The organism is Halomonas sp. AOP12-B1-6 (assembly GCF_052379225.1).
Taxonomy (GTDB): domain Bacteria; phylum Pseudomonadota; class Gammaproteobacteria; order Pseudomonadales; family Halomonadaceae; genus Vreelandella; species Vreelandella casei.
The window spans coordinates 768,067-780,361 of sequence record NZ_JBQSYK010000001.1; the positions used below are offsets into that span (position 1 = coordinate 768,067).

Genomic DNA, 12,295 nt, shown 5'->3' on the forward strand with positions numbered 1-12,295 from the left:
CTTAGTGAGAGGATGCCGCTGAGGCGTTGAGAGGCATAGGCATGTTCCAATCAGTCGCGCTGACCTCGCCCCCATCCGCCAGTCGCTCTATACCCTCGACGACGACCTTCTGCCCTTCTGTCACTCCCGTTTTCACCCGATAACGACCGTTCGCCAATTCACCAAGCTCAACTGAGACCATCACCGCCTTGTCGCCGGCACCAATCAACCACACGTAAGGCTTACCGCCAATGCGCACCACGGACTGTTGCGGCACCGTCAACGCAGCGCCATAGCTTGCATACGGCACGCGGGCACGTACAAACATACCGGGCAACAGGCGCCGTTCGGGGTTGTCTACGAGGACTCGCAGCAAAATGTCACCTGTACTGGTGTCCACATTGATTCCCGAAAAAAGAAGGTGTCCAGTCACATCGTAGGGTGTGCCGTTGCTGCCGAGGATAGTGACCGGTAAGCCACTGTCGAGGGAGGGTTGCGCCGCCATCGCGTCTTGAAGCGAGTCGAGCGAGGAAGCCGAGCGCTGAACATCGACATAGACTTTATCGATCTGCTGAACACGGGCCATGGGCGTACTATCGCTGCTGGCCACCAGCGCTCCCTCCGTTACCAACGCCTGATCAATTCGGCCTGAAATGGGGGACACCACCGTGGAGAATTCCAAGTCAAGGCGGCGGCGCGACAGCGTGGCACGCGCTTGGGCCACCTCAGCGGCGGCTTGCTGACTGTTGGAGACGGCATCGTCATACGCCTGGCGACTCACCGACTGCCCCCTGACCAGCGACTCCAACCGGGCTGACTGCGAACGGGCATGCGCAAGCTCGGCTTCAGCCTTCTGCAAAGCGGCTTCTGCCGTTTCCACCTCCGCGCGAAACGGCGCTGGGTTGATTTCGAATAGTGGCTGCCCCGCACTCACGTCGGTTCCTTGTTCGAAAAGGCGGCGTTGGACAATCCCGCTGATCTGCGGACGAATTTCCGCCACTTGAAAAGGCACGACCCGAGCCGGCAAGTCTTCGGTCAGCTCCAATCTAACAGGCTCCAAAGTCACAACAGAGACTCGGGCAGGAGGCGGCGCGACTGCTTGCTCAACTGGACCGCAGGCGGTTAGCACGGTTAGCAGCAAGGCACAGAAGCCACCGTTACGGTAAAAAGGGCCGATCGTCATGGATAGTTCCTTCAGGCATAGTCCTTCATGCATAGCTCTTCATGCATAGTTCTTCATGCACAGCTCTTGCAGAAATAGACAAATATTTGCCTACTAATAGAATTGAAGGGGACTATATCGCTGTAGCGTGGTATTCACGTCGACGGTATGTGTAGATATGATGGAGAATACAATGAATGTTTCATTAGGCACTTACATGTCCAAGACTCATCAGTCGCCCAGCTCTTCTCCTGCCCTACAAGCACTGGTTCTCATAGTCGAAGACGAGCCTGAGATCGCTGATATTCTTCAGGCTTATCTGAAACGAGCGGGCCTCCGAACCATCTACGCAGAAGATGGACGCAAAGCATTGGAAATGCACTTGTCGATGAAACCCGATCTCGTCTTACTTGATGTAATGATGCCTAAAATGGATGGTTGGCAGGTGCTGTCAGAGGTTCGCCATCGTGGTGAGACGCCCGTCATCATGTTGACCGCCATGGATCAGGATATCGATAAACTGATGGGGTTGCGTTTTGGTGCCGATGACTACGTCGTCAAGCCGTTTAACCCTGCCGAGGTCGTCGCACGCACTCAGGCAGTGTTAAGGCGCACCATGGCTGATGCCAGCCACCAATCCCATGTACTTAGGGTTTTCCCCTTTGAGATCGACCTGGAACAACACGAAGCCTTCGTCCAAGTGGGTGGAGACTCGCACAGCCTTGCGTTGACGCTCACAGAATTCAGGTTGCTGACGCACCTTGCACGCGCGCCCAAAAAAGTGTGCACCCGCGCTGAGCTGTTAGCCACCTGCCTACCCGAGGGCGAGGCGCTTGAGCGCACTGTCGACAGCCATATAAGCAAGCTGCGTAAAAAACTGGAAGACGTCGATGTGAGAGGCATACCCGTTGGTATACGTGGCGTTGGGTATCGGCTGTGGGGAACAGAATGAAACTCATCGGATTGAGCCGCACAATCGCGTTAACCATGGCAGCGATGGCGTTTGGGATAACGCTGCTAGTCGTGGTGACCTCTTATGTGTTCTATTTCATTGCCTTCCATTTTTGGCAGGGGTCGATTAACGATCCAAGCATGTTTCCGGCTGGGCCAGAGTGGGCTTGGCTCATTATCACAACGTTGATTGGTTTGACGTTCGCCGTGATAGTAGGTATTCACTTGGCGCGTCGCATTCTGGTACCCCTAAACTCCGTAACAGCAAGCATCCGTCGCGTCGCGCAAGGCGACCTGGACGCACGCGCCACTACGGGTGATCGCTCGTTAGGTGAGGCCGCTGTGTTAGCCAACGACTTCAATGCCTTGGCAGATCAATTACAGCGTATGTCCAAGGAAATGACTTTCTGGAACGCAGCTATTGCTCATGAGCTGCGTACACCGGTTACTATTTTACGCGGACGCCTGCAAGGCTTGGCAGAAGGCGTATTTCCCCCCGAAAAATCCCAGTTTCTGAGTCTCCTTACCCAAATCGATGGCATGGCACAATTGATTGAAGACCTTCGCGCCGTAAGCTTAGCCGAAAGCGGTCATCTGAACCTTGAGATCAAGCAATGTGACCTTTCTGCTGAAATTGAATCAGTCGTTGAGTTTTGTAGGCATGCTCTGAATGCATCAAAACATTATCCAATCTTTGATCTGCAATCGGGCACCGTGTACTGCGACCCAGTTCGTATCCGTCAGGCGTTGCTTGCGTTGCTGGAGAACGTTCGCCAGCATGCATCACCAGGATCGCTTATCATCGAAACGCGCCAGGATGATGGGTGGTGTGTTTTACGTGTTATAGATACCGGCCCAGGCATACCGCAGGAATATGCTTCTCAGATTTTCAAGGCATTTCGGCATGCGCGAGACGTTGACAGTGGTATGCCAAGAGACAAGCAAGGAAGTGGACTCGGATTGGCAGTAGTCGCGGCGATTGCAAGAGCCCACCATGGCGAGGCCAGATGCTACCCCTCTGATGAAGGTGGCTCTTGTTTCGAATTGCGCTGGCCTACTCCATCACATAGTGCGTGATTTTTGAATGAACCAGCTTCTCATCTTTTAAGCCCTGCGCCCTATAAAGACCCGACCCACAAAACAGGCATCTCCCAAGTAAGCACCGCTCAACGCACGCAAACCATCACTACAAGCACCATGGTCAGCAGTAGCAGATACACCCTGGAATGAATACGATCAGGAATGCGCCCGATCCAGGTCGATGCTAAGCGGATACCGAGCCACGAGCCCACCGCCAGTACCAACAAGGCGCCCAGATCCACATAACCGGCATACCAGCCCCCCCACGCGGGGTGATTTGCCGACAGCAACACATACGTCGCGCTGCCACTCACCGCCATGGGCAACGACAACGGATTGGCCATGGCAGTGGCCGCCGTCATACTCGCGCCTCTACGCCGCATGAGCGGTACGGTCATTACACTACCGCCCACGCCTAGCAAGGCAGCCACTGCACCAATCAATGTCCCCGTCATCGCCGTTACCCCACGCCCCATAGGACGCACATCACTCCCCGACTGATGCAGAAAACCAGGCCGCAGAACGGCATCCGCAATCGTGATGCTCAGATAGCCGATGAATGCCCAGCGCACCCACTCGCCACTTAACGACACGGCAGCCGCCGCGCCAAGCACAGCGCCCACGGCGATATAGCCGACCAGCGGTCGCACCAGGTGCCATCGCACGGTCTTCCGTTGATGGTGGCGCCATGTGGACAGGGAAGCAGCAAACACCATCAACGCCGTCGAGGTAGCCACTGCAATATGCATGGCCGCCTGACCGATACCACTATCCGGCCCATGAACGGTAATCAGCAGGATATACAGCAAAGGAACTACCACGAACCCACCACCAAAACCGAACAACACGGTGGTCACTCCCGCAAACCCGCCACAAACTAGCAATACGCTATACACCGGCACTCTCCTGATGAAACGAAACAGCAGGCACTATATGCTGGCGAGGTTTGGCCGACATTCGTCATTCGGACAACCATCAACGCGTTTCAGCCAGGTTCACGCTTATGCTCAATACGCCGCTGTCAGAGGTGGATCATGTAGCAAGACCCGTGGTGGCCATCGGTACTGACTACTGTTCCGGCACCCTCCTCGACTTTCATACCCATCGCCGCGCCCAGTTTCTCTATGGCATGACCGGCGTGATGGAAGTCAATACGGATGACGGCACCTGGATGGTGCCGCCTTACAGCGGCGTCTGGCTACCGGCGGGCAAGCGCCATCAAGTGCGCATGAACGAGGTGAGCACCCGAAGTCTGTATATCGAGCCCCACGTCACACCACGCGCTTCGCCCAGCTGTGAGGTACTGGTCGTGACACCCCTCCTACATCACTTGCTGCTGGCTTCCGCCCACATCCCCGCACTCTATGAGGAAAACGGCCGCGACGGCGCCCTGGCGCAACTACTTCTCTACGAACTGGAACAGGCTCAGGCCCTGCCACTGTTTGCGCCCCTGCCTCATGACCTTCCGCTCGCCAGCCTGTGCAGAGCGTTCCTCGGCCAGCCGAACATTCATTCCCTTCCCGAAAAGTGGGCTCAGCAGTTGCATTGCAGTCAACGAACTTTCAATCGCCTGTTCCGCCAGCAAACCGGACTCTCCTTTGGCGTATGGCGCCAGCAGGCCTGCCTGATGGCGGCTATTCCCAGGCTGCTATCCGGTAGCTCCGTTACCCGAACCGCACTGGAACTTGGCTACGACAGCCCAGCCGCTTTCTCCAGCATGTTTCGCAAGGTGCTCGGCCAATCCCCTACCGCTTTCGTCCAAGCGACTAGCCGCCAACGGGAGGAGTAGCAAGCATAGTTTGTTCAGAGGTTAGCGAGATGTGCTGGTGCTTCCAGCAGGAATTATGCATGCCAGCGTAGCGTCGGACGACGACTTCTGCATGGTCGGTGCCTATCCACCAGGCCAAGAGCCGGAGAGAGAGCGTGGTGACCCATCACAGCTAGCATCAGCACAAACGCGGGTGGCTTGCGTAGCCTTACCAAAAGAATCCCCGGTAGGCGGGCCACTGGCATCACTTTGGGGAAAGGGCTCTTAGAGAGCCAAGCTCTGCCCACGGCCTATTCGGATCACATATTGAGCCGATTAGGCTTTGTATTCGGCTCAAGATCATTTTCTAGAGTGATATGAGTGAACCGATACGCGAGTGAGTACAATATGGCGGGCATTCAGATGCCTGATACACACGTCACGGCCCGCACCTATTCGGAATGCGCCTTCTTGGAAGGAATGAAGTGCAGAATACCCACAACAACCGAGCCCACCAAAAAGCCAATCACCGCAGAGCACAGCGTGTTGAAGCTCCAGCCCAGTATGCCGCCCAACGCACCGGTTGCCTCGCTAATGCCATGCTCAATATGGTGTACCCAATCATAGGGCGCGTTGAACCAACCCGTTCCATCGACGCCCAGGTTGGCCATCAGGATATGCCCGCCCACCCATAGCATGGCGACGGTGCCCACCACTGCGATAGTCGCCAGCACCTTGGGCATAGCAGTCACCAGACCACGGCCCAGCTTCTGCACGCCCGAGCTATCCCGCTTAGCGAGTTTCAGGCCGAAATCATCCATTCTGACCAACAGCGCCACCACGCCATACACCAGAATAGTGATAACAAACGCAACCACGATCAGGCTCACCATCTGTGACCAGAACCCTTGATGCGCAACAGAAGAAAGCGCGATCACCATAATTTCGGCGGATAGAATCAGGTCAGTCCGCACGGCACCACTCACGATCTTCTTCTCGGCTTCCGGCCCCTTTTCCACCGAAGGTTTTTCTTCATCATGGCCCCCGGAGAGCTTATGCCAGACCTTCTCCGCGCCTTCAAAGGCCAGGTAGGTGCCCCCCACCATCAGAATGATCGGCAATAGCACGGGCAAAAAGTGGTTCAGCAGTAGCGCCACTGGCAGGATGAAAACCAGCTTATTGCGGATCGACCCCAGCGCGATCTGCTTCACAATCGCCAGTTCACGCTCCGCTGCCACCCCCTGCAAATATTGCGGCGTCACGGCCGTATCATCGACCACCACCCCGGCGGCCTTCGCCGTCGCACGCCCAGCGGCGGCACTCACATCATCCAGTGATGCTGCGGACAACTTCGCCAATGCGGCAATGTCATCCAGTAATCCTATCAAGCCGCCTATGGCCATGGACGTTTCCTCCGTGAATAACAGTTGTTGATAGTAAAGCACATAGCGGCTGGGCGGGTTGCCTCGTTTGCTTCAAGATTCCGATCTGTTCACCTTACCCTAGCAGCCCTTCCAGCTCATGACGTTGCTGAGCATGCTTGTCGGCATTTTCGTTTTTCAGCTTTTCCAGGTTGATAAGTTTCCAGCGTACGGCAGGCAGATCCGCCGCTCGAGGGCGATCAATAGCATCAAAATCGGGCGTACCGTCATGCAGGCTCATTAGGAATCGCTTGGTGTTCTCATCGAAGCGGGATTGAATATCTGCAATCAATCGGTTACGGGTGTCCAAGAGCTCTTGGAGACTGACAGAAGCTCTGGTCATTCCCTCAAATTCTTGAGTATAAGGCTGATCAAGTTTGATGAGATTCGGATTCAGCAACTCATGCGCGGGGCGCGGCGAGCTCGCAATATAGATCAGAAAAGTGCGAAATAGATCATCCGTTAGGCCTTCGTTATCGTAAAGCAGCTTCACATCATAAAGGTCGCGCGGATGCTGACGGTCAACGGCTGCGTTCAACTTACCGCCGAACAAATCTTCGAAGGAGACAATCTGCATCTCTGCATAGCCGAACTCATCCTCAACAGCTTCAGAGACGGAAAGCGTTTCAGGATCATGAACGACGCCGCGTGTAACTGGAGAGGTTTCGATCTTGATCTCTACGCCACCCATGCGGGCAAGAAGACGAGTGGCGCCACCGCCGCCGCCCTTGATACGTTGTGTTTTGGCACCAACGATACCGCCTTCAATGGCACACGCAATGCGATCCATAGCGTCGTTGATTTCGGAAAGGCTGTCATTCCTATCTTTAACCGGAAGGTAGGTCAGGTCGATATCGACCGACAAACGCGGAAGATCACGATAGAACAGGTTGATCGCTGTGCCTCCCTTCAGCGCGAATACATCTTCCTTCGCCACATGCGGAAGAATGCGCACAAGGAGTGCGACCTGCGCTTCATAGGTTTCACGCGCCATCTTCTGCCTCCGCCTTTACAAACGCTTCAGGCACCATAATCCGATAAAGTGGATGTATCTTGCCCCCTTTTACCAGTGCACGGTCGCCACTCCCAAGATTGAATGCTGCTGGATCAAGGCGCTTGCGCCAGGGATGGTCGTGGCGATCGGCAAAGACAAAGAACAGCCGCTTTACCTTGATCTTCTTGCAACTGTGCAGCAACGCCGACAGTAGTTTCGGCCGCAGTGTCGTCAAGCTCTCGAACACCATATCAAGGTTATGAAAACTCTCTTGGTCGGGCAACTCGTCCATGGCTTCCATAATCGCCCGTTCAGGTGCCGACATATTAAGCGTCCAGTCCCATGGCAGCGTGTCTTCGTCGTTGATATTGTTTCTGGCAAGCCCAAGTGACGGATCGGCGAACAGTAAGGTGCTGCGGGTGACGATGGGTGCGTTTAGTGGCAGTTTGCTGAGCCAGTTGGGTGTGACGTTGCCATATACCCAGATAGGCGCACTGCTACCCAGCCGCAGATAGTGATCGAAGCCCTGTTGGGTAAGTGCCGTTGTGCCACCGACATAGATGTCATAGCGCATCATATGCTGCATGGAGAGCAGGCAGGTTTTCCAATCGATTGTGGCCGACGTTGTTGCATTCGGCGCGGGGCGTCGGAAGACGCCGCGGTTAACGCGCTCCAGCCAGCCGTTATCGACGTATTTACGAGCAAGGAAACGGCTTACACCGTGGCGTTCAAGCCATGCGGTGTCGACCATGAATCCTGAAGGTATGGCTTCAAGCACTTTCTTTAGCTTTTCTTCTTTAAGTGTACTCATGGTTCACAAATTAGCACTTAACTAAATAATCTGTCATTAGTATCTTTAATAAAATCAAATTTTGTGTACTTTTAGCTCACCAATTATCTATCTTTTAAAGAACCACAGGAAGGCGATTTACCAGCTTAAGGCCCGCGCCTGCTTGTAGTCGCGATACGACTGGATTCCAGGAGCGCAGAGAAAACCCGACTCATCCAACAGTTCAATTTACGTCAGTTTGCCGGCATCAAATACATACGATACGGCAGCAAGACAAAACCAAAAGTGCCACCTACTTTAAATGTATGAATCTTCTGGAGATTAACAATGGTTCAACTAACGGGTGGCTGTCTCTGCGGTAAGATCCGAATCGTGGCCAATGGCGAGCCGCTCCGGGTAGGTATTTGCCACTGTATGGATTGCCGCAAGCATCACGGGGCGCTTTTGTATGCGGCCACCGCTTGCAGTAGGTCACTCTCGCAACAGATCAATAAAGGCCCGCAAGCTGGGCGGTACATGGCGGTTATTGGGGTAGTAAAGATACAGGCCAGCTATGTAAGGGCACCAATCCTCAAGCACCGTTACTAACGTCTCATCGCGAAGCGCTACGTGTGCATAAGGTTCAGGCACATAAGCGATGCCCAACCCCGCCACGGCCGCCTCTACCATCAGCTGGCTGCTATCCAGCGTCATGGCTCCCGGCACATCGACCACCACCTCTTGGCCGTGCTGCTGGAATTCCCAGCGGTAACGTTTGCCACTGGGCAGCCTCTGCCTGATGCATTGATGCAGGGCGAGCTGATCGGGCGTCTTAGGTATCGGCTTGCCCTGTAAATAACCAGGCGAGGCAACGGCAAGAAACCGCAGCTCTCCGCCGACAGGCACGGCAATCATATCCTTGGGAACAGCTTCCCTTAGCCTTATCCCGGCATCGAACCCTTCCTCGACAATATCGACCAGCCGCCCTTCTGCCACCAGATCAAGCTCGACATCCTGGTAAAGCGTTAGGAAGCGGGGCACGACACGCTCAAGCAACAGGCGAATCGCCGCTTCGCTTGCGTTAATGCGTAATCTACCCGTGATCTTACCTTCAAGGCTTGAGGCTTCTTCCAGCAGGGTGTCCAGCTCGCCCAAGAGCGGGCCCAAACGCAAGAGTAAACGCTCACCACTCTCGGTCAACGAGACACTCCGCGTAGTTCGATGTAGTAGCCGCGTACCCAATCTGCGCTCAAGGGTTCGCAGGGTATGGCTTAGCGACGACCGACTTACGCCCATTAGATCAGCCGCACGGCGAAAGCTCTGGTGTTCAGCCACCGCTTTAAACGCCTTGAGGTCAGCTAACGTCGGCTTGTTCATTGGTGAATATCCTTCACTAACTTGTCTCAATTGTTGAGTATTCTATTAACAGTATTACTGACCTATCTTATCTCTCGCAACGCTCAATCACTTCACGGGAGATAACACATGGCTAAAACCTGGCTGATTACAGGCACTTCGACCGGCCTTGGCCGCCTGCTCACCGAACACCTGCTCGAACGCGGCGACCGCGTGGTCGCCACGCTACGCCGACACGGTTCGCTGGACGACCTGCTGGCCAAGCATGGGGAGCGCCTTTACGTGGTGAACTTCGACGTGACCGATACGCAGGCAATGAGAAAGGGCGTAGCGCAAGCCTTTGCTGCCTTCGGTCGAATCGATGTGGTGGTCAGCAACGCGGGCTATGGCGTGTTTGGCGCCGCCGAAGAAGCCACGGACGAACAGGTTGAGCGGCAGATAGCGACCAACCTTACCGGCTCAATTCAATTGATTCGGGCGGTGCTACCCCACCTGCGCGAGCAAGGAGGTGGGCGTATCGTGCAGGTATCGTCGGAAGGCGGTCAAATCGCCTACCCGTGTTTCAGCCTTTACCACGCCAGCAAATGGGGCATCGAAGGGTTCGTCGAGTCGGTCGCGCAAGAAGTCGCACCCTTTGGAATCGACTTCATCCTTGCCGAACCCGGCCCCACCGCCACCCAATTCGGCGAGGCGCTGGACCGCACGCACCCCATGCCCATGTATGAAGAAACACCCGCGGGCGAAACGCGCCGTGCGTTGGCGTCGGGGGCTTTCGCCATTAAAGGCGATGCGGTTAAAACCGTGAGCCGCCTCATCGACACCGCCGACCTACCCTCTGCCCCGTTTAGGCTGGCATTGGGCAGCACGGCCTATCACTCCATTAGCCAAGCGCTGGCGCAAAGGATGAATGAACTGGAGGCAAACAAACCGCTAACGCTGGCGGTCGATAAAGATGCGTTCATCGAATAGAGCGTGCCCTACACAGAGGAGGAAATGAGCCGATTAAGGTTGATAGTCAGCTCATGGACGATGGTATGGGCAAAAAGTTATTATCCAGCTAAATACTTTTCTTGCCGACTTCATGCACTTTCATCTTCTCTGACTGGACACGCTATGCATAATCTATGGATTCCCGTCGTTGCCATTTTAGCCGTTGCGGGCCTGATATTCGGCAGCCAGGCCTACTCCGAGGCCCAGCGTGATGCCCACATCGCCGCGATCATATCGGAACGCCTCGACAGCCAGGCACCGACCGAGATTTCCCACTTGGCGCGAGTCAACAAGGGCTATGGGGTATGCGGTGACTACGAGCTCTCAGGCGCCGAGTCCGGACGCTTCTACTACAACAGCGCCACCAAGCGCCTGGCATTAGGCACCGATGCCCCGCTGTATCAAGACAACTGCGGGGGGCGTCTCTGAGGGTCTCTTAGAACCTTTTCACGATCTTTTGAGCGGTAAACGTCGCGCCATAATGGCCGCGCTTAGGGAATAGAACCGCACTGATTGCCGCTCTGACTGAGCCAGCGCGAATCAGCCCATCCAGTCTCTGTGGTGGTTGGTTAAACCACGCAGTTCAGCTTCCAACTGTTCACGGGGCGGCGCTTCAAAATGAACAGTAGGCCGACCAAGCCGCCCCGACACCACTTGCAGCGAGTGAACGCCTCGCAGCTCACCTGCCTATCTCGTGCTGAGGCGCAAACGATAGAGTAATGTCGCGCTCTTGTGGATGCAGCGAGCTCAATCGCGCGTCGTCAAGCGTTGAGCTCGTCTCCGCCGGAAAGCCACCACGGCCACTAACGCGACGCAAAGGATGGCGGCAACACCCGCCAGCACAAAATGGGAAAGGCCGCTCAGACGCTCAAAAAGTGGCGCGACTGCCTGACCACACACATAACCGAGCGTGACCCAGGCCGTTGACCAGATCAATGCCGAAATAGCATTGAGCAGGATAAATCGTGGCCAAGGAAAGTTGGTCGTGCCGATGGTCACCGCACCGGCCATGCGTAGTCCGTAAAGGAATCGCAAGGAGAACGCGAAAACGTTCGGGTGGGCGTTGAACGTCGTCAGTACACGCCCACCTGCCGCGCTACCCTGAACCGAACGAACGATAGCGCTATTGCGCCACCCATGTCCAAGCAGGAAGAATAGTTGATCCGCAAGGAAAGAGCCCAGCGCAAGGGAGATGATAGCGGGCCAAAATCCGATCAGGTGCTGATGAGACATGATACCGCCAAGCATCGCGACGCCTTCGCCCTCCAAGCTCGCCCCCACGAACAGGCCGAAGCTGCCATAATTGGCCACAAAATGGTCAAGCGTCATTTGCGTACATCCATAAAGTTACCCCGGAACCGTGGGCGCCATATAAACGCCATCTCTAGCGCGATTCGGGACGATGCGGAGGTTAAATAAGGCTTTTGGGCGGTAGGCAGCTTATTTAATCTGCGAGTCGTGTTCAACAGCAATTCAGCCCACAACAACCAGTAAAGCTGAGCCAGCAACCCGTGATTATCCCGCTAAATAATTTTCCTATTGGCATCATACACAACCACACCGACTCACTGGACACGCTATGCATAATCTATGGATTCCCGTCGTCGCCATTTTAGCCGTTGCAGGCCTGACATTCGGTGGCCAAGCCTATTCCGAGGCCCAGCGTGATGCGCACATCGCCGCGAGTATATCGGAACGTTTCGGTAGCTAGACGCAGGCCGACATCCCGCATTTAAAGCGCGCCAACAAGGGCTATGGAGTATGCGGCGACTATGCGCTTTTGAGCGCAGAGTCCGGTCACTTCTACTACAACAGCGCCACCAAGCACCTAGCGCTTGGCACCGAT

At 55.3% G+C, this 12,295-nt stretch carries 15 protein-coding genes; 8 read left to right on the forward strand and 7 right to left on the reverse strand.

Annotated elements, in window-relative coordinates; translation table 11 throughout:
- Position 1: 1 nt before the first annotated feature.
- Entirely contained in the window at positions 2 to 1,162 is a 1,161-nt protein-coding gene (locus tag ACT3TR_RS03440) for an efflux RND transporter periplasmic adaptor subunit (RefSeq protein ID WP_444624506.1), read from the reverse strand.
- A gap of 172 nt (positions 1,163 to 1,334) precedes the next feature.
- Between ACT3TR_RS03440 and ACT3TR_RS03445 the strand changes: the two genes are divergently transcribed.
- Together ACT3TR_RS03445 and ACT3TR_RS03450 are read left to right on the forward strand one after the other, a co-directional pair.
- Positions 1,335 to 2,093 (forward strand): response regulator, encoded by a 759-nt coding sequence (locus tag ACT3TR_RS03445; RefSeq protein ID WP_226938630.1) that lies wholly within the window; start codon positions 1,335 to 1,337, stop codon positions 2,091 to 2,093.
- On the forward strand, positions 2,090 to 3,169 hold the full coding sequence (locus ACT3TR_RS03450) for an ATP-binding protein (RefSeq protein ID WP_096281926.1): 1,080 nt from the start codon (positions 2,090 to 2,092) through the stop codon (positions 3,167 to 3,169). Before ACT3TR_RS03445 ends, ACT3TR_RS03450 begins: the two co-directional genes overlap by 4 nt.
- Positions 3,170 to 3,258: 89 nt before the next feature.
- On the opposite strand, the gene ACT3TR_RS03455 is transcribed toward ACT3TR_RS03450, so the two are convergent.
- Positions 3,259 to 4,068 carry a sulfite exporter TauE/SafE family protein gene (locus tag ACT3TR_RS03455; protein ID WP_444624505.1) on the reverse strand — a complete coding sequence of 270 codons (810 nt, stop codon included), beginning with the start codon at positions 4,066 to 4,068 and terminating at the stop codon, positions 3,259 to 3,261.
- A gap of 107 nt (positions 4,069 to 4,175) precedes the next feature.
- On the opposite strand from ACT3TR_RS03455, the gene ACT3TR_RS03460 reads away from it, so the two are divergent.
- The gene (locus tag ACT3TR_RS03460; protein ID WP_441686510.1) at positions 4,176 to 4,961 is read left to right on the forward strand and encodes an AraC family transcriptional regulator; all 786 of its coding nucleotides are present in this window, start codon (positions 4,176 to 4,178) and stop codon (positions 4,959 to 4,961) included.
- Between the two features lie 31 nt (positions 4,962 to 4,992).
- Positions 4,993 to 5,208, forward strand: coding sequence for a hypothetical protein (locus tag ACT3TR_RS03465; RefSeq protein ID WP_444624504.1), 216 nt, complete (start codon positions 4,993 to 4,995; stop codon positions 5,206 to 5,208).
- A gap of 163 nt (positions 5,209 to 5,371) precedes the next feature.
- Here the strand turns inward: ACT3TR_RS03465 and ACT3TR_RS03470 are convergent, their stop codons facing one another.
- The 3 genes from ACT3TR_RS03470 to ACT3TR_RS03480 all read right to left on the reverse strand — a co-directional run bounded on the left by ACT3TR_RS03470 (position 5,372) and on the right by ACT3TR_RS03480 (position 8,145).
- Positions 5,372 to 6,322 (reverse strand): DUF808 domain-containing protein, encoded by a 951-nt coding sequence (locus tag ACT3TR_RS03470; protein ID WP_444624503.1) that lies wholly within the window; start codon positions 6,320 to 6,322, stop codon positions 5,372 to 5,374.
- A 94-nt stretch (positions 6,323 to 6,416) separates the two neighbouring features.
- Positions 6,417 to 7,334 (reverse strand): nucleotidyl transferase AbiEii/AbiGii toxin family protein, encoded by a 918-nt coding sequence (locus ACT3TR_RS03475; RefSeq protein ID WP_096281930.1) that lies wholly within the window; start codon positions 7,332 to 7,334, stop codon positions 6,417 to 6,419.
- The gene (locus ACT3TR_RS03480) at positions 7,324 to 8,145 is read right to left on the reverse strand and encodes a type IV toxin-antitoxin system AbiEi family antitoxin domain-containing protein (RefSeq protein ID WP_096281931.1); all 822 of its coding nucleotides are present in this window, start codon (positions 8,143 to 8,145) and stop codon (positions 7,324 to 7,326) included. Before ACT3TR_RS03480 ends, ACT3TR_RS03475 begins: the two co-directional genes overlap by 11 nt.
- 306 nt (positions 8,146 to 8,451) lie before the next feature.
- Between ACT3TR_RS03480 and ACT3TR_RS03485 the strand changes: the two genes are divergently transcribed.
- Positions 8,452 to 8,712, forward strand: coding sequence for a GFA family protein (locus tag ACT3TR_RS03485; RefSeq protein WP_442347253.1), 261 nt, complete (start codon positions 8,452 to 8,454; stop codon positions 8,710 to 8,712).
- On the opposite strand, the gene ACT3TR_RS03490 is transcribed toward ACT3TR_RS03485, so the two are convergent.
- Positions 8,596 to 9,480, reverse strand: a complete 885-nt coding sequence (locus tag ACT3TR_RS03490; protein ID WP_444624502.1) for a LysR family transcriptional regulator — start codon at positions 9,478 to 9,480, stop codon at positions 8,596 to 8,598. The genes ACT3TR_RS03485 and ACT3TR_RS03490 overlap by 117 nt on opposite strands.
- A gap of 108 nt (positions 9,481 to 9,588) precedes the next feature.
- On the opposite strand from ACT3TR_RS03490, the gene ACT3TR_RS03495 reads away from it, so the two are divergent.
- A complete protein-coding gene (locus ACT3TR_RS03495) occupies positions 9,589 to 10,428 on the forward strand; it encodes an SDR family oxidoreductase (protein ID WP_444624501.1) in 840 nt (279 codons plus the stop codon).
- Positions 10,429 to 10,572: 144 nt separating this feature from the next.
- Positions 10,573 to 10,878, forward strand: coding sequence for a hypothetical protein (locus ACT3TR_RS03500; RefSeq protein WP_444624500.1), 306 nt, complete (start codon positions 10,573 to 10,575; stop codon positions 10,876 to 10,878).
- A gap of 318 nt (positions 10,879 to 11,196) precedes the next feature.
- Here ACT3TR_RS03500 and ACT3TR_RS03505 read toward each other — a convergent pair whose 3' ends face one another.
- Positions 11,197 to 11,778 carry a DedA family protein gene (locus ACT3TR_RS03505; protein ID WP_444624499.1) on the reverse strand — a complete coding sequence of 194 codons (582 nt, stop codon included), beginning with the start codon at positions 11,776 to 11,778 and terminating at the stop codon, positions 11,197 to 11,199.
- Positions 11,779 to 12,028: 250 nt separating this feature from the next.
- Here ACT3TR_RS03505 and ACT3TR_RS03510 point away from each other — a divergent pair, with 250 nt between their 5' ends.
- The gene (locus ACT3TR_RS03510) at positions 12,029 to 12,160 is read left to right on the forward strand and encodes a hypothetical protein (RefSeq protein ID WP_444624498.1); all 132 of its coding nucleotides are present in this window, start codon (positions 12,029 to 12,031) and stop codon (positions 12,158 to 12,160) included.
- The last annotated feature ends 135 nt before the right edge of the window (positions 12,161 to 12,295 follow it).